A 22,125-nucleotide genomic window follows, 5' to 3' on the forward strand; every position below is an offset into this window, starting at 1 on the left:
TGTCAGCCCCCGGCGGGCCCCGCGGTGCCCGACAGGGCGTCGAGGTCGCTCTTGCGGACCCGGATCACCAACGCGGCGACGGCCAGGGCCAGTACGGCCATCGCTGCGGCCGGGATGAAGGCGGTGGATATGCCTTGGGCCAGCACTTCATTACCCCAGGGAGCGGGCAGTTGCTGCGTCTGCGCGAACTCCGCCTTCTGCTCCGGAGAGGCGTTCGCCATGAACGCGGGCAGCTGTTTCTCCGCCTCGTCACGGCTCGCCGTACCGAAGACCGTGGTCAGGATGGAAAGCCCGAGCGAACCGCCCACCTGCTGCGTGGCGTTGAGCAGCCCGGACGCAGCGCCCGCCTCGTGCTGGGCCACACCGGAGACCGCGGTGAGCGTCAGCGTCACGAAGTTCAGCCCCATGCCGAAGCCGAATACCACCATCGGACCCAGCACCCCGCCGGCGTACGAGCTGTCCGGGCTGATGAAGGTCTGCCAGCCGAGACCGATCACGGAGAGCACCGAGCCGACGACCATGAACGGCTTGGGGCCGAGCACGGGCAGGAGCCGCTGCGACAGGCCCGCACCGAACGCGATCGCGACCGTAACCGGGAGGAAGGCAAGGCCCGCCTCGATCGGCGTGTAGTCCAGCACGTTCTGCACGAACAGCACGATGAAGAAGAACATGCCGAACATCGCCGCGGCCAGGCTCAGCATGATCACATACGTGCCCGAGCGGTTGCGGTCGGCGAACATGCGCAGCGGGGTGATCGGTTCCTTGGCCCGGGACTCGATCAGCCCGAAGGCCAGTAGCAGGACCGCCGCCGCCCCGAAGGACCCGAGGGTGAGGTTGTCGCGCCAACCTTCCTCCGAGGCCCGGATAAAGCCGTAGACGAGGGACGCCATGCCGACCGTCGAGGTCAGCGCGCCCGCGATGTCGAAGCGCCCCGGATGCCGTTCGGACTCGCTGATGTAGAGCGGCGTGAGGAACGCGATCAGCAGGCCGATGGGTACGTTGACGAAGAGCACCCAGCGCCAGTCGAGCCACTCGGTGAGCATGCCGCCGGCCAGCAGACCGATCGCGCCGCCGCCGGCCGAGACCGCGGCGAAGACCCCGAACGCCCTGTTGCGTTCGGGACCTTCGGGGAAGGTCGTGGTGATGAGCGCCAGCGAGGTGGGCGACGCGATCGCGCCACCGACGCCCTGGAGAGCGCGTGCGGCCAGCAACTGCCAGGGTTCCTGGGCGAAACCGCCGAGCAACGAGGCAAGTGTGAAGAGCAGGATGCCGGTCATGAAGACCCGGCGCCGGCCGAGGATGTCGCCGGCCCTGCCGCCGAGCAGCAGCAGACCGCCGAAGGTGAGCGTGTACGCGCTGACGACCCATGTGAGATCGGTCGTGGAGAACTGGAGCGCGTCTTGAATGTGCGGGAGTGCGATGTTCACAATCGTCGCATCGAGTACCACCATGAGTTGGCAGGCCGCGATGACGGTGAGCGCGATGCCGGGACGCCCCTCCCGGCGGGCCGCCCCTGGCTTCTGGTCTTGAGATAACTGAGAGGTTGTCACTATTGGGTCCCCCACAAGTACGTTAGTGAACGCTGGCGTTCACTGTCGCGTCAACGTTAGTGAGTCCCCGTCAGTGAACGCAAGCGTTCACTGAATCGCTTTCGTGGCGTGTCACCGGTCCGCTCGCTTTTCCCGAAGATCCCCACTCCCCCTGCACAACGGAGACACTCAGATGGCTACTTCGCGCTTGACGGCCGCCCCCGCTCAGCCGGCCTCCCTGCGTCGGCGCGGCGCCGTACTCGAACGCGCGATCCTCGAGGCCGCGCTCGATCAGCTCAGTACGGTCGGCTGGAACGGCCTCACGATGGAGGGCGTCGCCGCGGGCGCCCAGACAGGCAAGGCCGCCGTCTACCGTCGCTGGCCGTCCAAGGAGGATCTCGTCGTGGACGCGCTCCGGTCCGGGCTGCCGGAGCTGGAGAACGCGCCCGACCTCGGCAGCGTGCGTGAAGAACTCCTGGATCTCTGCTGCCGGATGCGCGAGGCGATGTTCTCGCGCCCCGGATACGCGCTGCGCTCGGTGCTTTACGAGTGCGACTTCGGTACGGCCGAGCGCTTCCACACCGTGATCCTCGAACGCGTCGTGGAGCCGGGTGCGCGGCTCGTAGAGGAGATCATTCGTCGTGGGATCGCGCGAGGAGAGGTGCGGCCCGATGCCGCGAACGGGTGCGTCTTCGACGCCATGCCCGCGATGATGCTGTACCGCTCGAAGGTGTGCGCCTGTGAATGGAACGAGCAGGAACTGGAAACGATGGTCGACCAGTTGATGGTTCCGCTGCTGCGGCCGAGCGGGGCATGACGTGATGCGGGCGCCGCTTTCGAGCGGCGTCTGAAGCCCCTACTGGTTGCCCGGAGAAACCTGGGTGTCGCATGGGCTTCCGGGCGGCGTACTCTGGTGCCGCCATGGCGTACGAAGCACCCACTCACACCGTCGAGCGCTCCTTGCGCGCCACCACCGGAGCGAAGGTCATTGCCGGTGTCGACGAGGTGGGGCGCGGCGCGTGGGCAGGCCCGGTCATCGTCTGCGCGGCGGTCACGGGCCTGCGCCGCCCGCCCGAAGGCCTCACCGATTCCAAGCTCCTCACCGTCAAGCGACGTACCGAGATGGCCGAGGAGTTGACGAAGTGGGTGACGTCGTACGCCCTGGGACATGCCTCTCCGGAGGAGATCGACGACCTGGGGATGACGGCCGCGCTGCGGCTGGCCGCCGTACGCGCCCTGGATGCCCTGCCGGTTCGCCCCGACGCGATCATCCTCGACGGAAAGCACGACTATCTCGGCACTCCATGGCGGGTCCGTCCGGTCATCAAGGGCGACCAGACATGCGTGGCCGTCGCGGCGGCCTCGGTGATCGCCAAGGTCGAGCGTGACAAACTGATGGCCGAACTGGGCATCGAACATGCAGACTTCGGTTTTGCGACCAACGCCGGGTACCCGTCACCCGTGCACAAGGCCGCGCTGGAGTTGCGGGGCCCCACCCCGTACCACCGGTTGTCGTGGGCGTATCTTGATGCGCTGCCCCAGTGGCGGCACCTCAAGAAGGTCCGTAGCTGGGCGGACGGAAGCGTTCCGGAGATCGAAGGTCAGCTCGGCCTCGATTTCTGACGGTTCCGCTCGCTCTCATGTGCCACCCGCCGAGGCGAGTCGCACCGGCGTTTGATAAAAATCAGCTCATGCCTCTCATTCCCGAGGAGCCTCAGATTCACGAGAGTGCCCAGGGTCCCCGCGCCACTCCGGCCAACGGCCGCACCGCGCCGACCCCCCGCCCCGTACCCGGCCCCCGTCCCGCGGCCCCGCCGCGGCCCGGTCGTCCGGGTGCCGTCCGGCCGATGCCGCCGGCGCAACGTGCGCCGCGCGACACGCCTGTGGCCAAGCCGGAGCCGCCCGCTCCGGCCGCCCCCGCCGCTTCCTCCACTCCGCAGATCCAGCTGATCCCGGCCTCGGCCGAGGGGGCGCTGGACGCCGCCGAGGAAGCGGTCGACCTGCTTCTCGACACGGGCCGTGCCCCCGGTGAGGTGCTGGTGATCACCACCGGCGAGCCGCATCCGTGGGCCGCGCACGAGTTGTCCTTCGGCGAGGCCGCGTACTGGGCCCAGCACGACGCGGGCGACGACGTCTTCTACGCCGACGCCTCCGTCGCCGGTCGTGTCGCGTCCCGTCCCGTGGTCGTCGTCGCCGTCAACGGCGGTCCCGACGCTGCCGCCGCCACGGCCCTGCCGCTGGCCCTGGGCCGAACCGGCACCCTGCTGATCGTCTGCGGCGACCCGCAGAAGATCAACTCGGTGCTGGGGGCGGGGGTCTGAGGACCCGCCTTCCTTGAGGGGGTGGGTGCCGCCACGGCGGCATGTGCACGGCGGATGGTTCGGCGTATGCCGGTACGGGGGGACGTACCGGCGCGGCCCGGGTCGGCGTGCCTGGCTTCACGTGGGTTGCCGTCCAGGCTTGTCGTGCGTCGGTACGTCGTCGGGGCCGGGCGCCACGCGCGCGTGGCGGGCGCCCGCGACTGCAGTGGCGGGCCGCCTTCGTCGGCTCAGCGGGCCGCCGCGCGGCGCAGTACGTCCGAGGCGGCGCCCCCGGCGCGCGGTTGGGGTGCCTCTGCCGTGGCGAAGGATTCGAAGGACTCCGGCACCGAGTCCGCGTTGGGGTGACGGCCGCCGCGCCCCTCGCCCAGGACCTGCCAGCCGTCACTGGTCAGCGTGATGTACGCCCCACAGCGCAGTCCATGCAACGTGCATGCGTCCCGCAATCCCCACATCCAGGCCCCGTCCTCCTCCGTCCAGCGCGCGTCGCCCTCACGGCAGTAGAGCAGCACGGCCGTACGCACCGGGGTGCGGCGCCGCAGGTCATGCGGGATGACCCGGCGCAGCTGCGCGAGCAGCGCGTTACGGAACATCCAGCCGTCCGCCGGAGCCGGACGCCGGGTGAACGAGGCGCTCGCCTGCAGCCGTTCCTCCGGATCGAGGACGGCCACGATGGCGGTCGTGGGCCGGGGCCGATGCCGGGAGTGCAGCCCATTGACGACCTCCCGGGGATTGCGCAGCAGCGGAATCCCCGCGGCGGCCCACTCAGCGGGTTCGAGCATCCGGGCCAGTGAGTTGGCGGACGCGGCGGACGTCGGCATCGATGCCGCCGGGGACGGAGCGAATCCGAAGGTCACGGTCCTCCCTTCGGCTACGCGCCCATACTGCGGGCGAGGGTCGGGCGGGGGAGCGCACCGCGGCACAGCCCTACCGGGCTTCGGGCAGGCCATGCGGGGGCGCGACCCCAATTCTTCCTGTCGAACTTGATTGCGGCAACGAGCAATCAGGCCCACTGACTGTTATCTGGCGATGCGTCTCATATATCCCCGCACAGTGCCCTCCATGGCGACGCGTGAGTCACGCCTGCACGGCGAGCACCAGCGGCAACACTCCCTGCGCACCGGTTCTCCGAAGCATGCGCGCGGCAACGGCGAGGGTCCAGCCGGTCTCGGTCAGATCGTCCACGAGCAGCACGGGACCTTGGGCCCCCGCGAGGGCGCTGGCCAGGCCGGGTGGCACGGCCAGCGCCCCGTCGAGCGCCTTGAGCCGCTGCGCGCTGTTGCTCCTGGAAGCCTGCGCCGCCTCGGCTCCAGCGGCGTACTCCAGGGAACCCAGCAGTGGCAGACGTCCAATCTCGGCGACCTGCGCCCCGAGCGACTGGATCAGCCGCGGTCGGCTGTGCGAGGCCATGGTGACGACGCCGACCGGGCGCGGCTGCGCGTCGGGGCTCCCTGAGGCCCAGCCACCTGGCCCCTTCGCCCAGTCGACCAGCACTCCGATCACGGCCTTCGCCACATCGTCCGGAACGGGTCCGTCCGGTGTCTGAGGGGCCAGTATCGGCCGCAGCCGGTTGCCCCAGCCGATGTCCGAGAGCCGTCCCAGCGCCCGCCCGGTCGCGGCCTGTTCGCCGGCCGGGATACGTCCCTTCAGGTCGACACCGATCGAGGGCAGGCCCGTCGGCCACATCTTCCGGGGCTCTACCTCGATACCCGCGCGGCCGAGCTCACCGCGCGCCGAGTCCAGCGCGGCGGGGGAGACCGTGTCGGCGAACCGCGGACCGGCACAGTTGTCACAGCGGCCGCACGGGGCGGCCCCCTCATCGTCCAACTGCCGCCGCAGGAACTCCATCCGGCAGCCGGTCGTCGTCACGTAGTCACGCATCGCCTGCTGCTCGGTAGCCCGCTGCTTGGCGACCCAGGCATAGCGCTCGCTGTCGTACGCCCACGCGGCGCCTGTGGAGATCCAGCCGCCCTTGACCCGCCGTACCGCCCCGTCCACGTCCAGGACCTTGAGCATCGTCTCCAGCCGGGACCGGCGCAGCTCCACCAGCGGTTCGAGCGCGGGCAGCGAGAGCGGCCGGCCCGCCTGCGCGAGGGCATCCAGTGTGCGCCGTACCTGCTCCTCCGGAGGGAAGGCGATCGAGGCGAAGTACTGCCAGATCGCCTCGTCCTCCTTGCCCGGCAGAAGCAGCACCTCGGCATGGTCCACTCCGCGCCCCGCCCGTCCCACCTGCTGGTAGTACGCGATCGGAGACGACGGCGACCCCAGGTGCACCACGAAGCCCAGGTCGGGCTTGTCGAAGCCCATGCCCAGCGCCGATGTGGCGACCAGGGCCTTCACACGATTGGCGAGCAGATCCTCCTCGGCCTGCTGCCGGTCCGCGTTCTCCGTCTTCCCGGTGTACGACGCCACCGGGTGCCCGCACTGCCGCAGGAACGCGGTGACCTCCTCGGCCGCGGCCACCGTGAGTGTATAGATGATTCCGGAGCCGGCCAGTTCGCCGAGGTGCTCGGCGAGCCAGGCCATCCGGTGAGCGGCGTCCGGCAGCCGCAGCACGCCGAGGCTCAGGCTCTCTCGGTCCAGTGGGCCGCGCAGGACGAGCGCGTCCGTGCTGCCACCGGTGCCCAGCTGCTCCGCCACATCGGCCGTCACGCGCGCGTTGGCCGTCGCGGTGGTGGCCAGGACCGGTACGCCGGGCGGGAGATCGGCGAGCATGGTGCGCAGCCTGCGGTAGTCCGGCCGGAAGTCGTGGCCCCAGTCTGAGATGCAGTGCGCTTCGTCGACCACGAGGAGACCGGTCGCCGCGGCCAGCTTCGGCAGTACCTGGTCGCGGAAGTCGGGGTTGTTGAGGCGCTCCGGGCTCACCAGGAGCACATCGATCTCACCCGCGGCCACCTCGTGCTGGATCGTGTCCCACTCTTCCGTGTTGGACGAGTTGATGGTCCGCGCCTGGATCCCGGCGCGTGCGGCCGCCTCGACCTGGTTGCGCATGAGCGCGAGGAGCGGGGAGACAATGACCGTGGGGCCTGCGCCCTGCTCGCGCAGCAACGCGGTCGCGACGAAGTACACCGCGGACTTGCCCCAGCCGGTGCGCTGCACGACCAGGGCTCTGCGCTTGTCGGCGACGAGTGCTTCGATAGCTCGCCACTGGTCCTCGCGCAGCCGGGCCGCGCCCGCCCGGGCGCCGACGAGGCGGGCGAGGACGGTATCGGCCGCGGTACGCAGCTCTTCGTTGGTCATGGCCCCATGCAACCCGATGGGTCGGACATCGCGCGAATGCGTCCGCCGCGCTGTGGACAACTTCTGACACGGTCATGATCATGGTTATCCACAGGGTAAAGCGGAATTCCGGGATCCGCGGGATGGTCGCCACATGACGAATCACAGCGAAGCGGCCGGGACTTCCGGCAACGGTGACATCAGCGGGCACGACGGGCGTGGGGAAGGGAGCGGGTGCGATGGCCATGGGGAAGACCGCGCGGTTGGAGGTGCCGACGGTGCGGGGCGCGGTGCGGACGGTGTCCCGTGCGCCGAGCACCAGGTCACGCTCCGCACTCCGGCCGAACTGGCCGACGCATTGCCGTACTTGCTCGGGTACCGGCCCGAGGACAGCATCGTGCTCGTCGCCCTGCACGACCGGGACGGGCGGGGCCGGTTCGGCGGGCGAGCACGGCTCGGTATCCCCGGCAACGCGGACGATTGGCCGGCCGTGGCCGAGCAGTTGGCGCAGGGCTTGGTCAAGGGAAGCGAACGCAGGGGCGCACCGGTCGAGAGCATGGTCGCCTTCCTCTGTCAGGACCCCAGGGACAACGAGTCCGGGTGGGAGGTCATGGAACGGCTGCGCCCGCTGGCGCAGTTGCTGCGCACGGCGTGCGGCGTTCTCGACGTCCCCGTGGTCGAGGCACTGTGCATCACGGACAACCGCTTCTGGTCGTACTGCTGTCCCAGTGAGGAGTGCTGTCCTTCCGGCGGTACGCCCATGGGCCTGCCCGGCACCTCGGTCCTGGCCGCCGCGGCGACTTACGCCGGCCTCCAAGTGCGGGGCACCCTAAGGGGGCTGAGGTCTAGGCTCAGCCCCTGGGAGACCGCGGCGGCGCTGGAGCAGGAGTCCGCGCTGAACGCCGTGAGCATGGCTCTCATCCCCAGGATCCTGGACGACGAGAGCCGTGCGGACGTGGCGGCCCAGACCCTGGAACTGGCTGACCGGGTGATGCGCCGGTTCGCCGATGCCCCGCCCTTGTCCGGCACGCTTCCGGTGGATCTCCGCGATGACGAGCTACTGGCCCACGACGAGGCCGCCACCCTGATCCTCGGTCTCCAGGACCGCACGACGCGCGACAGGGCGGCGGAGTGGATGGAGGGCGACGAGGCGGGTCCGGCGTTGCGCCTGTGGCGTGCCCTGGCCCGCCGCTGTGTCGGAGCGTACGGGGAGCACGCCGCTGCGCCGCTGACCCTCGCGGGATGGGTCGCCTGGTCCTCCGGCGATGAGCTGGAGGCCCGCGAAGCCCTCGCCATGGCGCTCGGCGCGGACCCCGGGTATCTCTTCGCACGCCTGCTGCACCAGGCGTGCAACGAGGGGCTGGATCCCGAGTCGATCCGCCGGTGCCTTCGGAAGGAGCGCACTGATCGCAGCGGAGCGGCGGCGGGGTCCGAGGCGAGCGTTTCCTCGGCGCCGCGGGCCGGAGCCGACGGGCCGTCCGGCCGCACCCCGACACGGACGGCGTTCCGCCGCCGACGCAGGACGCGGTCCACGGGCAGCCCCGGCAGCCATCCGAGCCGACGCTCCACCGGGCCGGGAGGCACGCGCCGCCCCCGGCCCGCCGCCGAGAGTCCCAGCGCGACAGAAGGACCCGGCCGGGTCGGCGACAGCACGAGCAGCGCTTCTCGGTCCCGGCGAAGGGTCGGGCGTCGTGATACAAGGAGCGACACATGAGGGTGAGGGAGCGGTACTTCTCCGTACGCGTCAGCAGGCTCGGTCTCGCCATGGTCGAGGAGGCGGCCGGCGGGCTGTAGCTGGGGGTGCGAGTCCGTTGGACCCGATGGGATCAAGCGCCGACGGCCTCGCATGACATCCGTACCGGGGCGGATTGGATCAACCGTCCCAGTGACCGGGGAAAGGAGTGCTTATCGTCAGGCAGACGACTATGATCGCGGCATGCCCTACGACCCGTCAGCCTTCCCGCCCTTTGCCGTCACCGTTGACCTGGTCGTATTGACCGTGCGTCGCGATGCCCTGTGCGCGTTGGCGGTACGGAGGGGCGAGCCCCCGTTCCAGGGGCGGTGGGCGCTGCCCGGCGGCTTTGTGCGGCCCGACGAGGACCTGGCGCAGGCCGCCGCGCGGGAACTGGTCGAGGAGACCGGGCTGTGCGCCCACGACCCGGACGCCCCCGCGCAGGACAACGGCGCGCACCTGGAGCAGCTCGCCACCTACGGCGACCCCAAGCGCGATCCGAGGATGAGGGTCGTCAGCGTCGCCCATCTCGCGCTCGCCCCCGATCTGCCCGCGCCCAGGGCGGGCGGCGACGCGAACAGCGCGCGCTGGGCCCCCGTCGAGGAACTGCTCCAGCGGGGCGGGTACGGCCGCGACGGCGAACAGGCGGCACCGCTCGCCTTCGACCACGCGCAGATCCTGGCCGACGGGGTGGAGCGCGCCCGCTCCAAGATCGAGTACTCATCGCTGGCCACTGCCTTCTGCCCGACCGAGTTCACCGTCGGCGAGCTGCGTCGTGTCTACGAGGCGGTGTGGGGAGTTGTGCTCGACCCTCGTAACTTCCACCGCAAAGTGACCGGCACTCCAGGCTTCCTTGTCCCCACCGGCGGTACGACCACCCGGCAGGGCGGCCGCCCCGCCCAGCTCTTCCGTGCGGGCGGCGCCACGCTGCTCAATCCGCCGATGCTGCGCCCCGAGGTCTGACACAGGACTCGGCTCGCCCAGTGCGAGGGGCGTCCCGGAGTGGAGTCGGAATGCCCGAAAAACCGTACATATAGCGCTATCTTGCGTTGGGTGATCCAGGCCATCGGACTGACCAGCAACCCCCGCAAGGAGCTTCCGCCCGCCGTCGACGACGTGTCGTTCGAGGCGCACGCGGGACGCGTCACGGCGCTCCTCGGAGCGCCGGGCGCAGGCAAGACAACGGTGCTGAGACTCATGCTCGAACTCCAACAGGGCCGCGGAGTCACCCACTTCAGAGGCCGTCCGCTGCACCGCATCCCCCATCCCGCACGCGAAGTGGGCGTGCTCCTCGGCGAGGTGCCCGGCCATCCGGGACGCACCGTCCGCGGCCAACTCCGCATGCTGTGCGCCGCCGTGGGCGTGCCCGTCCGTCGCGCCGACGAAGTCCTCGAAGTGGTGGGCCTCGTCAGCCTGCGCGACGAACGCCTCGGCACGCTCTCGCACGGTATGGACCGTCGTCTGGGCCTCGCCTGCGCGCTGTTGGCGGACCCGCACACGCTCGTTCTCGATGCCCCTGCCGACGGTCTCTCGATCCGTGAAAGCCGCTGGCTGCACGGAGTTCTGCGCGCGTACGCAGCCGGGGGCGGCACCGTGCTGTTCACCACGGACGACCCGAAAGAGGCCGCTCGGACCGCCGACCAGGTCGTCACGATCGAGGAGGGCAAGCTCGTAGCCGACCAGGAGGTCGCGGACTTCGCCCGCACCCGGCTCCGGCCCCGCGTCGCCGTCCGCAGCCCCCACGCCGCTCGGCTCGCCGCCCTCCTTACCAAGGAGGCGCGCACCGCACGGCGTTCCGTCGAAGTCGTGCGAGAGGACGGCAACCGCCTCTCGGTGTACGGCAGCACCTGTGCCGACGTCGGCGAAGCCGCGTACCGCCACGGCATCCTCGTACATCAACTGGCCGATGAAGTCGGCGACATGGGGCCCCCGACCGAACAGCGGCCCGCGACTGATCCTCAGGAGGCCGAAGCCTCTGAGAGGCTCGCCGAGCCGGAGAACGTGGACGAGCCGTCCCCCCTCCCGCCCCCCATCACCCTCCGCCAAGGCCGCAATCCGCTGCGTCCCCTGCGCTATGAACTGCGCCGCGCGGCAGGAGTCGGCACCGGTTACCTCACCGCGGCAGCGGTGCTCGCCATCTCTGCCGTCACCTCCGTACTCCTGGCACGGGTGGGACACGCGCCGCAGCCACGCCTGCTCGCCGCGTGGCCGCAGCAATTCCCGCTGCCGCCTGCAGCGGTCGGCGCGGGGCTGCTCGGGGCCGTCGCCTTCGGAGACGAGTTCCGCCACCCCGCCCTGGCCGCGGACCGCGGCACCGTCCCCCGCCGCCTGGGACTGCTCGCCGCCAAACTCCTCGTCGCCGCCGCCACCGCGCTGATCCTGGCCATCCTCACAGTAGGCGTGGACGCCGAACTGCTCTACATCGTCTACGGACGGGAGGTCGCCGGAGTTCCCGCCGACTGGCTTTCGCTGAGCGCCAGTTGGATCGGCCTCATGGTGGGCTGCGCCTGGGCGGGTGTGCTGGCCGCGGGCGTCTTCCGGTCGACGACCGCCGGATTGGCGGCCGTTCTCACCGTACCGGTCGTCGTCGTACCCCTCGTGCACAAGGTCCTGGAAGGACCGTCTGTGCGGACCGGGACCGGGTTTTCGACGCGGCTACGTGAGTTCGTGCTGGTGCAGTGGCCCTTCGGAGGTGAGCGATATCTGGCAGCCGGGGCACGGATGATCACTCAACCCGTGGGCGGTGCGCTGATGTTGTCGCTCACTGTCCTGCTCTGCACGTATCTGCTCACAACCCTGCGGAGCAGGGGCCGATGACCGCTATGAGCGGCACACGCGTTCTCGCGATGCGCACAACTCATCGGGGAACGCCCATTTCTTTCCGATAAGGCGTCAATTGCGACGGGGTGAGCGATCACCCTTTCGTGTGCTTTTCACCAAAGACCTCAAGGCAGTTGGGGGCGACGCCGACAAAGGATGCGTGAGTACCCTTGCGCACACCATGATGACCGCCGCCCGCTCCGCAGACTCCGGCCTCGCCGGCCCGGGCGAACTCGACCGCTATCCCTACGCGGAGGCCTCCGGCGTCGATCGCGTCGGAGCCCCCGCGTGGGAGGGCGCGGACCCGGAGTTGGGCCGCGTGAGCAGGCGGGCCGCGGGTTCCCGCGGCCGCGGCCTGCACGGCCAACTCGTCCAACAGCTCGGCCAGATGATCGTCTCCGGAGACCTCGGAGCGGACCGCCCGCTCGTGCCCGAGGAGATCGGCCAGCGGTTCGAGGTCTCCCGCACCGTCGTCCGTGAGTCACTCCGCGTCCTCGAGGCCAAGGGCTTGGTCAGCGCCCGCCCCAATGTCGGCACCCGGGTACGGCCCGTCAGCGACTGGAACCTTCTCGACCCGGACATCATCGAGTGGCGGGCCTACGGGCCGCAGTGCGACGACCAGCGGCGCGAGCTGAGCGAGCTGCGCTGGACGATCGAGCCGCTGGCCGCCCGCCTCGCCGCCGGACACGGACGTGAGGAGGTGCAGCAGCGGCTCGCCGACATGGTCGAGATCATGGGGCATTCCATGGCGCAGGGCGACACGCTCACCTTCTCGCGCGCCGATGCGGAGTTCCACTCGCTCCTCATCCAGGTCGCCGGCAACCGCATGCTGGAGCACCTCTCCGGGATCGTGTCGGCCGCACTCCAGGTCTCCGGCGGCCCGGTCGCCGGCTGCGACCGGCCGAACGAGATCTCCCTCGCGCACCACGCCCGGATCGTCGACGCCCTCGCCGCCGGTGATGGAGCGGCGGCCGAGGCGGCCATGCGTCAACTGCTCACCGTCCACCCCGAGCGCGTGGTGCCCGCGCCGCGCGAGCACTGACTGACCGCGCCGAGGGCGGCACAGTCGGGGGCGTGTCCCCTCGAGTGGCATCGCGCGGTGGGGGAGCGATCCACCGCCGGACTCTGCCGGATCCTAGGATCCGGCAGAGTCCGGCGGTGCGCTGAGATCTTGCGCCCGCTGGTTGACCAATTTTGACCGTATCTGGACGCATTTGGATGCTTACGGGGTGTGACTCGGGCCACGCAGATTGGGCGTAACGCTCCTGGAAGCAGCGCGATGACCTAAGAGGTGACAGCCGACGAGGGAATACGGACGCCGTTCATGGCGCTGTGCATCTTCGCGGCCCCCGCCCGCGTCGTCGACTCATCCCCCAGTCGACGGTCGTCGGCTCCGGTCCACACTGGACGGGGCCGGAAGCCGTTTTCCAACGTTCCGAGAGGTTGTTCGTGTCGGCCAGCACATCCCGTACGCTCCCGCCGGAGATCGCCGAGTCCGTCTCTGTCATGGCGCTCATTGAGCGGGGAAAGGCTGAGGGGCAGATCGCCGGCGATGACGTGCGTCGGGCCTTCGAAGCTGACCAGATTCCGGCCACTCAGTGGAAGAACGTACTGCGCAGCCTCAACCAGATCCTCGAGGAAGAGGGTGTGACGCTGATGGTCAGTGCCGCGGAGCCCAAGCGCACCCGAAAGAGCGTCGCAGCGAAGAGTCCGGCCAAGCGCACCGCCACCAAGACCGTCGCGGCGAAGACGGCAACGGCCGAGCAGGCCACCGTCACCGCCGCTCCGGCGATGCCTGCCGTCGACGCTCCCGCCGAGGACGCTCCCGTCAAGAAGGCCGCTGCCAAGAAGGCGACCGCCAAGAAGGCCGTGGCGAAGAAAGCCGTCGCCAAGAAGGCGACGACCAAGAAGACCGCCGCCAAGAAGGACGACGCCGAGGTCATCGACGAAGAGGCGACCGAGGAGACCCCGGGTACCGGCAAGGCCGGTACCGAAGAGCCCGCCGAGGACGGCGCCCAGGGCTTCGTCCTGTCGGACGAGGACGAGGACGACGCGCCCGCGCAGCAGGTCGCCGCGGCCGGAGCTACCGCCGACCCGGTCAAGGACTACCTCAAGCAGATCGGCAAGGTCCCGCTGCTCAACGCCGAGCAGGAGGTCGAGCTCGCCAAGCGCATCGAGGCCGGTCTGTTCGCCGAGGACAAGCTGGCCAACGCCGACAAGCTCGCCCCCAAGCTCAAGCGCGAGCTGGAGATCATCGCCGAGGACGGCCGCCGTGCCAAGAACCACCTCCTGGAGGCCAACCTCCGTCTGGTGGTCTCCCTGGCCAAGCGCTACACCGGCCGCGGCATGCTCTTCCTGGACCTCATCCAGGAGGGCAACCTCGGTCTGATCCGCGCGGTGGAGAAGTTCGACTACACCAAGGGCTACAAGTTCTCGACGTATGCCACGTGGTGGATCCGTCAGGCGATCACCCGCGCGATGGCCGACCAGGCCCGCACCATCCGTATCCCGGTGCACATGGTCGAGGTCATCAACAAGCTTGCGCGCGTGCAGCGCCAGATGCTCCAGGACCTGGGCCGCGAGCCCACCCCGGAGGAGCTGGCCAAGGAACTCGACATGACCCCGGAGAAGGTCATCGAGGTCCAGAAGTACGGCCGCGAGCCGATCTCCCTCCACACCCCCCTGGGTGAGGACGGCGACAGCGAGTTCGGCGACCTCATCGAGGACTCCGAGGCCGTCGTGCCGGCCGACGCGGTCAGCTTCACGCTCCTCCAGGAGCAGCTGCACTCCGTCCTCGACACCCTGTCCGAGCGCGAGGCGGGCGTCGTCTCCATGCGTTTCGGTCTCACCGACGGTCAGCCGAAGACTCTCGACGAGATCGGCAAGGTGTACGGCGTCACGCGTGAGCGCATCCGCCAGATCGAGTCCAAGACGATGTCGAAGCTGCGCCATCCGTCGCGCTCGCAGGTCCTGCGCGACTATCTCGACTAGATCCCGGCCGTACGTCACCCAGGGCCCGGTCTCCCGCACAGGGGGCCGGGCCTTTGGTGTGCGTGGAGTGCGAGCCGCTGTCGCGTGAATCACTCTGGGTTTCCCATGACGACCTCAGAGTGAGGAGTGCGTATGCGTCGGCCCTATGTACGAGCGCTGGCTCTCGCGGCCGTGGCGGCCGTGATCCCGCTGGCATCCCCCACATCCGCGGCGGCCGACAGCGTCGTCATCGGCGGCTATCCCGTCAAGATCTCCAAGAGCCCCTGGGCGGTGGCGCTGGCAAGTCGCGACCGGTTCGGGGGTACGCGTGCCGGGCAGTTCTGCGGAGGCGCGGTGATCGGCCGGTCGACCGTGCTGACCGCGGCCCACTGTCTGGGCGAGGAGGCGCTGGGCGCACCCCTGGGGCAGATCCGCGATCTGAAAGTGATCGCCGGACGCGGGGACCTGCGGGGGGACGGGGGCAGGGAGATCCCGGTGCGCGAGATCCGGGTCAACCCGGCGTACGACAGCAAGACGAACGCCAGTGACGCCGCTGTACTCACTCTCACCGAGCCGCTGCCCGCGAGCTCGGTGATCCGCACGGCGGGCTCCGGTGACGCCGCCTACCGGCCCGGTACGGACGCTGTGGTCTACGGCTGGGGCGATACGACGGGCAAGGGTGACTTCGCACACGGTCTGCGAGCCGCCCGGCTGCGGGTGCTGTCCGACGCGGTCTGTGAGGAGGCGTATCCGGGCGGTGTGGATGGGACGTATCTGGCCGACTCCATGCTCTGCGCGGGGGAGCCGGACGGTGGTCGGGACGCCTGCCAGGGAGACAGTGGTGGGCCGCTGGTCGCCCAGGGGCGGCTGATCGGCCTTGTGTCGTGGGGGAGCGGCTGCGGACGGGCCGACAGCCCAGGGGTCTATACGCGGGTCTCAGGCACCGTCAGAGGGCTGGATGCGGGCCGCTGACGAGGACGTCCAGCCGTGACCGGCGGCAGGGACGTACAGGCATGGTCGCCGGCTGGGATGTCCAGGCCGGCAGGGCAGACTTAGGGCGGCTGCCCCCGATGTTCGGGGGCAGCCGCCCGGTCACCGGCCTGTGCCGTAGCTGGCTCGTCGTGGATGCGAAGTGTCAGCGCTCTTCTTCATTGGCGCTTTCCGGAACGGCCGTCAGCCGCTCCGTCTCGTCCTGTATCTCAGCGGCGATCTTCTTGAGTTCCGGCTCGAACTTGCGTCCGTGGTGGGCGCAGAAGAGCAGTTCACCACCGCTGAGGAGGACGACGCGCAGATATGCCTGGGCGCCGCAACGGTCGCAGCGGTCAGCGGCCGTCAGCGGGCTCGCGGGGGTCAGAACAGTAGTCACGTCGCCTCTTCTCTAGCTCGACGAGCTGTCGTACCAGGGTCAACATCCAACCAGGCCCAAAACGTTCCCGCTCGGGGCTCTGCCTCGGAAAAATCTTTCTCCAAGTCGGCTGTCTGCTGCCGGTTGGCGGCGAATGAGCCGTATTGCGTGTCTTTGTATCTTTACGGGTTCGCGCTGTCTGTCAGGGTCAAGTCCTCCCGGCTGGGTTGCCGGTTGTTCATGAGGACGTGCCCGGAGCCTAAATGGTTCATGCCTGGAAGGGAACGTGATATGTACTTCACTCCATCGAGGGATCGAACATGCATGCGACCCTGGACTACTCTGAGTCTCAGACGAGGGTGGCGTTACAACGGCTCTACCAGGCATCGGTACCCTCGGACCGGCGACCGAAGCCGGTCCTTACCCTAAAGGGCCCCACTTGAAATTCAGCGAGGAGCGAACCGCGTGACCGCCGAGACGTCCGTGCCGTCCACAGCGCTGCTGACCGGAGCAGACCGGGACGGTTCCAACTACACCGCGCGGCACCTGCTCGTCCTCGAGGGGCTCGAGGCCGTGCGGAAGCGCCCGGGCATGTACATCGGATCGACCGACACCCGCGGTCTGCTCCACTGCCTCTGGGAGATCATCGACAACTCCGTGGACGAGGCCCTGGGCGGCTACTGCGACCACATCGAGGTGATCCTGCACGACGACGCCTCGGTGGAGGTGCGGGACAACGGCCGCGGCATCCCCGTCGACGTGGAGCCCAAGACCGGCCTCTCCGGTGTCGAAGTCGTGATGACCAAGCTGCACGCCGGCGGCAAGTTCGGAGGCGGCTCGTACGCGGCTTCCGGCGGCCTGCACGGTGTGGGTGCCTCCGTGGTGAACGCCCTGTCGGCCCGACTGGACGTCGAGGTGGACCGCAGTGGGCACACGCACGCCGTCAGCTTCCGGCGAGGTACGCCCGGTGCCTTCGAGGGGACCGGTCCGGACGCGCCCTTCGACGCCTCGGCCGGTCTGCGCAAGCTCAAGAGGATCCCCAAGACCCGCACCGGCACCCGCGTGCGCTACTGGGCCGACCGCCAGATCTTCCTCAAGGACGCCAAGCTCTCCCTGGACACGCTGCACCAGCGCGCCCGCCAGACCGCCTTCCTGGTCCCCGGGCTGACGATCGTCGTCCGCGACGAGTACGGGCTCGGCGAGGGCGGCAGCAAGGGCGAGGAGTCCTTCCGTTTCGACGGAGGCATCAGCGAGTTCTGTGAGTACCTGGCGAGCGACAAGCCCGTCTGTGACGTGCTCCGCTTCTCCGGTCAGGGCATCTTCAAGGAGACGGTCCCGGTCCTGGACGACCACGGCCAGATGACGCCCACCGAGGTCACCCGTGAGCTCGGCGTCGACGTCGCGCTGCGCTGGGGCACCGGCTACGACACGACGCTCAAGTCGTTCGTCAACATCATCGCCACGCCCAAGGGCGGCACCCACGTGGCGGGCTTCGAGCAGGCCGTCACGAAGACGGTCAACGAAGTGCTGCGCACGAAGAAGCTGCTGCGCGTCGCCGAGGACGACATCGTCAAGGACGACGCCCTGGAGGGCCTCACCGCGGTGGTGACGGTGCGCCTCGCCGAGCCGCAGTTCGAAGGCCAGACCAAGGAGGTGCTCGGCACCTCCGCGGCCCGTCGCATCGTGACGAACGTCGTCTCCCAGGAACTCAAGGCGTTCCTGACCTCCACGAAGCGAGACGTGGCCGGGCAGGCCCGCGCCGTCCTGGAGAAGGCCGTCGCCGCCGCCCGTACGCGCATCGCGGCCCGTCAGCACAAGGACGCGCAGCGCCGGAAGACGGCCCTGGAGTCCTCGTCGCTGCCCGCCAAGCTGGCCGACTGCCGTAGCGACGACGTCGAGCGCAGCGAGCTGTTCATCGTCGAGGGAGACTCCGCGCTCGGTACCGCCAAGCTCGCCCGGAACTCCGAGTTCCAGGCGCTGCTGCCGATCCGCGGCAAGATCCTCAACGTCCAGAAGGCGTCCATCTCGGACATGCTCAAGAACGCCGAGTGTGGCGCGATCATCCAGGTCATAGGAGCCGGGTCCGGCCGGACCTTCGACATCGACGCGGCCCGCTACGGCAAGATCATCCTTCTCGTCGATGCCGACGTGGACGGCGCACACATCCGCATCCTGTTGCTCACGCTCTTCCAGCGCTATATGCGGCCGATGGTCGAGGCGGGCCGGGTGTTCGCCGCGGTTCCGCCGCTGCACCGCATCGAGCTGACCCAGCCGAAGAAGGGCCAGGACAAGTACGTCTACACGTACTCGGACCGCGAACTGCGCGACAAGCTGCTGGAGTTCCAGAGCAAGGGCATCCGGTACAAGGACTCCATCCAGCGCTACAAGGGCCTCGGTGAGATGGACGCCGACCAGCTGGCCGAGACCACGATGGACCCGCGCCACCGCACCCTGCGCCGTATCAACATCTCCGACCTGGAGGCCTCCGAGCAGGTGTTCGACCTGCTGATGGGCAACGAGGTGGCCCCGCGCAAGGAGTTCATCTCCAACTCGGCGGCGACACTGGACCGTTCACGCATCGACGCGTAAGCGCTCCGCTGGAAGTGCAGTTCGAAGCTGCGGGTTCGTTGTGGCTGGTCGCGCGGTTCCCCGCGCCCCTAAGAGGCCTGCGGCCTCCTCTTAGGGGCGCGGGGAACCGCACCGGGCTTCGGCAAGGCCGCCCAGGCACCCCAAGCGGCCGAAGCGACCAAGTCCCTCAGGGCGCCACCCACGTGTAGCGATGCTCGGGGCGGCCCGTGTCCCCGTACTTGAGGGTGAGCCGTAGTCGTCCGGCCTGTTCCAGGTGGCGGAGATAGCGCTGGGCGGTGGAGCGGCTGAGGCCGGTCTCGGCGGCGACCTCGTGGGCCGACAGCGGATGGTCGGCCTCGTGCAGGACCTTGCAGATCAGGTCCGTGGTGGGTTCCGAGTGTCCGCTGGGCAGGCCGGGCGAGGAGGCCGTGGGCGCCGTACGCAGCGCGCCGAAGATCCGGTCGACCTGCTCCTGGCCCGCCACGCCCTGGCCCTCAACCCGCTCGACGGTTCGGTGCAGGGCGGCGTACGAGTCGAGGCGGGTGCGCAGCGCGGCGAAGGTGAACGGCTTGACCAGATAGTGCAGGGCGCCGAGACGCATCGCGGCCCGCACGGTCTCCACATCGCCGGCCGCCGTGATCATGATGACGTCGCTGTCGTGGCCGAGTTCCCTCATCCGCTGGACGAGTTCGAGCCCCGTACGGTCCGGCAGGTAGTGGTCGAGCAGCACCAGGTCGACGGATTCGCGGGCCACGGTGGCCAGGGCCTGAGCCGCGGTGTGGGCGCGGGCGGTGACCCGGAAGCCGGGCACTTTGCCCACGTACTGGGCGTTGATCTCGGCGACACGGAAGTCGTCGTCCACGACCAGGACGTCAATCATCGGGCCTCTCTTCCCGAGCCCGGGCCTGGGTCGTGCCCGGACTCCGGCTCCAGTGTTGTAGCGCGAGCAAAACGAGCACAACACGCTTTTGCAAGCAGAAGAAGGCCTTGCGCTCACAAGACTGCTGCTCTTGCACACGGCACCTCTACGGTCGCAAGGCAGGTGCGCAGACACGGAGTTGGTGAAGCAGGCCGCGGGCTGGAGTTTCCTCGCACGGCTGGCCTCCCCTGACAGCTGTGCTGAGGTGGGCGCGGTTGCAACTCCCGTACTTCGACCGTGCCCTCAGGCGCGGGTCGCCCAGACGTAACGGTGCTCCGGGCGGCCCGCGTCGCCGTATCTGAGGCTCAGCGTCGCCCTCCCGGTGCGCTCCAGGAGCTTCAGATAGCGCTGGGCGGTCTGCCGGCTGAGACCCGTCCGGTCCGCGATCTCCTGAGCCGACAGGGGGCCTTCGGCGCTCAGCAGGGCCCGGCGTACGGCCTCCGCGGTGGTGGGGGAGTGCCCCTTCGGCAGATCCGGCTCCGAGCCTGCCGAGAGAGCGCCGAAAATCCGGTCGACCTCGGCCTGTTCGGCCTCGCCGCCGCCGTCGAGGGTCCGGCGCAGCGCCGCGTACGCCTCCAGTTTGGCGCGCAGTCCGGCGAAGGCGAACGGCTTGACCAGGTACTGGAGCGCACCGTGCCGCATCGCGGCCTGGACCGTGGAGACGTCACGGGCCGCGGTCACCATGATCACGTCGGTCTGGTGGCCGCGCCGCCGCATCTCCTGGACGACCGCGAGGCCCGTATCGTCGGGCAGATAGTGGTCGAGGAGCACCAGATCCAGCCGCGGCAACGCCTCCACCTGCCGCAGCGCCTCCGCCGCGGAGTGCGCCTCGCCCGCGACATGGAAGCCCGCGACCTTCTCCACGTAGGCGGCGTTGACCCGAGCGACCCGGATGTCGTCGTCCACGACCAGCACCTCGATCATCGCGACTCCTCCTTGGTGGTCGTGGAGCCGGCCACGGCGGCTTCGTGGGACGGGCCGGAGTCGGGTACGAGGCGCGGCCCTCGTGCGAGCCCGGGTTCGGGTGCGAGTTCCGGCTCCGCCAGTGTCTCCGGCAGCACGATGGTGAACTCCGCACCCCCGCCGTCCGCCTCCGCGACCCGCGCGCTGCCGCCCTGCCGCTCGGCGAGCCGCCGCACCAAGGAGAGGCCGATTCCGCGCTTGCCGTGCGCCGGAGGCTTCTTGGTGGACCATCCGTCGGTGAAGACCAACTCACGCTGTTCGGCGGGGATTCCGGGCCCGGTGTCCCGCACCCTGAGCACCGCCGTCCGCCCCTCCGCGCGCAATTCGACCTCCACGCGCGCGTGCTGCTTGCCGGCGACGGCGTCGAGCGCGTTGTCGACGAGGTTGCCCACGATCGTGACCAGTCCCCGCGGATCGATCAGCTGGTCGGGGAACAGCGTTCTGTCCGAGATCCACAGCGCCACTCCGCGCTCCGCCGCGACGGTGGCCTTGCCGACCAACAGGGCGGCCAGCAGCGGGTCGTGGATCTTCTCCGTGACCTGTTCCGCGGTGGCCCTGTGGTCGCCCACCACCTCGCCGACGAACTCCACGGCGTCCTCGTACATCTCCAGCTCCAGCAGGCCGAGGAGCGTGTGCATACGGTTGGCGTGCTCGTGGTCCTGGGCGCGCAGGGCGTCGATCAGGCCGCGGGTGGAGTCGAGTTCGCGGCCGAGCTGCTCCAGCTCGGTGCGGTCGCGCAGCGTGGCGACGGCGCCGCCGTCGTCGGTGGGCATCCGGTTGGCGACCAGGACGCGCTGACCGCGGACGGTGAGCAGATCGGTGCCGGTGACACGTCCGGCCAGTACATCGGTCGTACGTCCCTCGCCGAGGGCCTTGTCGAGCGGCTGCCCGACCACCTCGTCGCCGAGGCCCAGCAGTCGTTGAGCCTCGTCGTTGAGGAGCCGGATCCTGCCGCCGCGGTCCAGAGCGACGACGCCCTCCCTGATGCCGTGCAGCATCGCCTCGCGTTCCGCGAGGAGCGCGGCGATGTCCGAGAAGGCCAGATCGCGGGTCTGCCGCTGGACTCGCCTGGAGATCAGATACGCGGCAAGCGCGCCGACGGCCATGGCCCCGCCCGCGTACGCGAAGAGGCCCGGGATCGCGTTGAGGAGCCGGGCGCGCACGCTGTCGTACTCGATGCCTACGGAGACCGCTCCCACGATGTCGCCGTCGGCGTCGCGCAACGGCACCTTGCCACGCGCCGAGCGGCCCAGCGTCCCGCTGTCGATCTCCATGACCTCATGGCCGGCCAGGGCCTGCCCGGGGTCGGTCGAGACGACGTCGCCGATCCGCCCGGGGTCGGTGTGCGACCAGCGCACGCCATCCGTGTTCATCACCACGACGTACTCGGCCCCGCTGGCCTTCCGGATCCGCTCCGCCTCGGCCTGTACGGGCCCGCCGACCGTGGGCCGCGTCGACGTCAGCTCCTCGGCGAGCTGCGGCTGCGCGGCCGTGGTCTGCGCGATCGCGAGGGCGCGGCGCATCGCCTGGTCGTCGAGCTGGTCACTGAGCGGAGCGAGGAACAGGCCGGTCGCGAGCACGGCGACTCCGGCGGCGATCGCCACCTGCATCAACAGCACCTGCGAGAACATCCGCTTCGGCATGCCGAGGCGGAGTCGTCGGGCAGGGGGAGTGGGACTCATGCCTACGACGGTACGGGGGTGGACGCGCCGTGCCGTAGGGGGTGTGGCGTTGATCTCTTG

The 22,125-nt window shown here is 69.6% G+C and carries 17 protein-coding genes; 10 read left to right on the forward strand and 7 right to left on the reverse strand.

All coding sequences use genetic code 11. From position 1 onward, the window contains the following. Positions 1-2: 2 nt before the first annotated feature. Positions 3-1,550: an MFS transporter gene (locus ACYVO6_RS23790; protein ID WP_461064278.1), complete on the reverse strand. Its 1,548-nt coding sequence runs from the start codon at positions 1,548-1,550 to the stop codon at positions 3-5. Between the two features lie 172 nt (positions 1,551-1,722). Between ACYVO6_RS23790 and ACYVO6_RS23795 the strand changes: the two genes are divergently transcribed. The 3 genes from ACYVO6_RS23795 to ACYVO6_RS23805 all read left to right on the forward strand — a co-directional run bounded on the left by ACYVO6_RS23795 (position 1,723) and on the right by ACYVO6_RS23805 (position 3,850). Next, entirely contained in the window at positions 1,723-2,346 is a 624-nt protein-coding gene (locus ACYVO6_RS23795; protein ID WP_461064280.1) for a TetR/AcrR family transcriptional regulator, read from the forward strand. A 104-nt stretch (positions 2,347-2,450) separates the two neighbouring features. Next, complete coding sequence (locus tag ACYVO6_RS23800; RefSeq protein WP_461064282.1) at positions 2,451-3,152, forward strand: ribonuclease HII; 702 nt, start codon at positions 2,451-2,453, stop codon at positions 3,150-3,152. A gap of 68 nt (positions 3,153-3,220) precedes the next feature. Then, positions 3,221-3,850, forward strand: coding sequence for a hypothetical protein (locus tag ACYVO6_RS23805; protein WP_461064284.1), 630 nt, complete (start codon positions 3,221-3,223; stop codon positions 3,848-3,850). A 227-nt stretch (positions 3,851-4,077) separates the two neighbouring features. Here ACYVO6_RS23805 and ACYVO6_RS23810 read toward each other — a convergent pair whose 3' ends face one another. Together ACYVO6_RS23810 and ACYVO6_RS23815 are read right to left on the reverse strand one after the other, a co-directional pair. After that, positions 4,078-4,704, reverse strand: coding sequence for a hypothetical protein (locus tag ACYVO6_RS23810; protein ID WP_461064286.1), 627 nt, complete (start codon positions 4,702-4,704; stop codon positions 4,078-4,080). A gap of 220 nt (positions 4,705-4,924) precedes the next feature. Beyond that, positions 4,925-7,087: a RecQ family ATP-dependent DNA helicase gene (locus ACYVO6_RS23815; protein ID WP_461064288.1), complete on the reverse strand. Its 2,163-nt coding sequence runs from the start codon at positions 7,085-7,087 to the stop codon at positions 4,925-4,927. Between the two features lie 133 nt (positions 7,088-7,220). On the opposite strand from ACYVO6_RS23815, the gene ACYVO6_RS23820 reads away from it, so the two are divergent. From ACYVO6_RS23820 to ACYVO6_RS23845, 6 genes are all read left to right on the forward strand, one after another. Then, the gene (locus tag ACYVO6_RS23820; protein WP_461064290.1) at positions 7,221-8,780 is read left to right on the forward strand and encodes a DUF4192 domain-containing protein; all 1,560 of its coding nucleotides are present in this window, start codon (positions 7,221-7,223) and stop codon (positions 8,778-8,780) included. A 222-nt stretch (positions 8,781-9,002) separates the two neighbouring features. Next, the gene (locus ACYVO6_RS23825) at positions 9,003-9,761 is read left to right on the forward strand and encodes an NUDIX hydrolase (RefSeq protein ID WP_033318868.1); all 759 of its coding nucleotides are present in this window, start codon (positions 9,003-9,005) and stop codon (positions 9,759-9,761) included. A 90-nt stretch (positions 9,762-9,851) separates the two neighbouring features. Further along, the gene (locus tag ACYVO6_RS23830; RefSeq protein WP_461064292.1) at positions 9,852-11,615 is read left to right on the forward strand and encodes an ABC transporter ATP-binding protein; all 1,764 of its coding nucleotides are present in this window, start codon (positions 9,852-9,854) and stop codon (positions 11,613-11,615) included. Positions 11,616-11,778: 163 nt separating this feature from the next. Continuing rightward, entirely contained in the window at positions 11,779-12,660 is an 882-nt protein-coding gene (locus tag ACYVO6_RS23835) for a FadR/GntR family transcriptional regulator (protein WP_461064294.1), read from the forward strand. Positions 12,661-13,067: 407 nt separating this feature from the next. Next, entirely contained in the window at positions 13,068-14,609 is a 1,542-nt protein-coding gene (locus tag ACYVO6_RS23840; RefSeq protein ID WP_461064296.1) for an RNA polymerase sigma factor, read from the forward strand. A 132-nt stretch (positions 14,610-14,741) separates the two neighbouring features. After that, entirely contained in the window at positions 14,742-15,560 is an 819-nt protein-coding gene (locus ACYVO6_RS23845; RefSeq protein ID WP_461064298.1) for a serine protease, read from the forward strand. 163 nt (positions 15,561-15,723) lie between these two features. On the opposite strand, the gene ACYVO6_RS23850 is transcribed toward ACYVO6_RS23845, so the two are convergent. Continuing rightward, positions 15,724-15,954 carry a DUF7455 domain-containing protein gene (locus ACYVO6_RS23850; RefSeq protein WP_352377465.1) on the reverse strand — a complete coding sequence of 77 codons (231 nt, stop codon included), beginning with the start codon at positions 15,952-15,954 and terminating at the stop codon, positions 15,724-15,726. 444 nt (positions 15,955-16,398) lie between these two features. Here ACYVO6_RS23850 and ACYVO6_RS23855 point away from each other — a divergent pair, with 444 nt between their 5' ends. Further along, positions 16,399-18,522 carry a DNA gyrase/topoisomerase IV subunit B gene (locus ACYVO6_RS23855; RefSeq protein ID WP_461064300.1) on the forward strand — a complete coding sequence of 708 codons (2,124 nt, stop codon included), beginning with the start codon at positions 16,399-16,401 and terminating at the stop codon, positions 18,520-18,522. Between the two features lie 166 nt (positions 18,523-18,688). On the opposite strand, the gene ACYVO6_RS23860 is transcribed toward ACYVO6_RS23855, so the two are convergent. The 3 genes from ACYVO6_RS23860 to ACYVO6_RS23870 all read right to left on the reverse strand — a co-directional run bounded on the left by ACYVO6_RS23860 (position 18,689) and on the right by ACYVO6_RS23870 (position 22,065). Further along, positions 18,689-19,381: a response regulator gene (locus ACYVO6_RS23860; protein ID WP_461064302.1), complete on the reverse strand. Its 693-nt coding sequence runs from the start codon at positions 19,379-19,381 to the stop codon at positions 18,689-18,691. Positions 19,382-19,663: 282 nt separating this feature from the next. Continuing rightward, positions 19,664-20,344 (reverse strand): response regulator, encoded by a 681-nt coding sequence (locus ACYVO6_RS23865; RefSeq protein ID WP_461064304.1) that lies wholly within the window; start codon positions 20,342-20,344, stop codon positions 19,664-19,666. After that, complete coding sequence (locus tag ACYVO6_RS23870) at positions 20,341-22,065, reverse strand: ATP-binding protein (RefSeq protein ID WP_461064306.1); 1,725 nt, start codon at positions 22,063-22,065, stop codon at positions 20,341-20,343. The genes ACYVO6_RS23865 and ACYVO6_RS23870 overlap by 4 nt, the downstream gene beginning before the upstream one ends. Positions 22,066-22,125 lie beyond the last annotated feature (60 nt).

This window comes from Streptomyces pseudoechinosporeus, assembly GCF_054783935.1.

Excerpts from the sequence above, each read along its gene's own strand:
- ACYVO6_RS23805 (WP_461064284.1), top strand. The coding sequence starts at position 3,221 with ATGCCTCTCATTCCCGAGGAGCCTCAGATTCACGAGAGTGCCCAGGGT.
- ACYVO6_RS23815 (WP_461064288.1), bottom strand. The coding sequence starts at position 7,087 with ATGACCAACGAAGAGCTGCGTACCGCGGCCGATACCGTCCTCGCCCGC.
- ACYVO6_RS23820 (WP_461064290.1), top strand. The coding sequence starts at position 7,221 with ATGACGAATCACAGCGAAGCGGCCGGGACTTCCGGCAACGGTGACATC.
- ACYVO6_RS23825 (WP_033318868.1), top strand. The coding sequence starts at position 9,003 with ATGCCCTACGACCCGTCAGCCTTCCCGCCCTTTGCCGTCACCGTTGAC.
- ACYVO6_RS23800 (WP_461064282.1), top strand. The coding sequence starts at position 2,451 with ATGGCGTACGAAGCACCCACTCACACCGTCGAGCGCTCCTTGCGCGCC.
- ACYVO6_RS23870 (WP_461064306.1), bottom strand. The coding sequence starts at position 22,065 with ATGAGTCCCACTCCCCCTGCCCGACGACTCCGCCTCGGCATGCCGAAG.
- ACYVO6_RS23845 (WP_461064298.1), top strand. The coding sequence starts at position 14,742 with ATGCGTCGGCCCTATGTACGAGCGCTGGCTCTCGCGGCCGTGGCGGCC.
- ACYVO6_RS23860 (WP_461064302.1), bottom strand. The coding sequence starts at position 19,381 with ATGATTGACGTCCTGGTCGTGGACGACGACTTCCGTGTCGCCGAGATC.
- ACYVO6_RS23865 (WP_461064304.1), bottom strand. The coding sequence starts at position 20,344 with ATGATCGAGGTGCTGGTCGTGGACGACGACATCCGGGTCGCTCGGGTC.
- ACYVO6_RS23795 (WP_461064280.1), top strand. The coding sequence starts at position 1,723 with ATGGCTACTTCGCGCTTGACGGCCGCCCCCGCTCAGCCGGCCTCCCTG.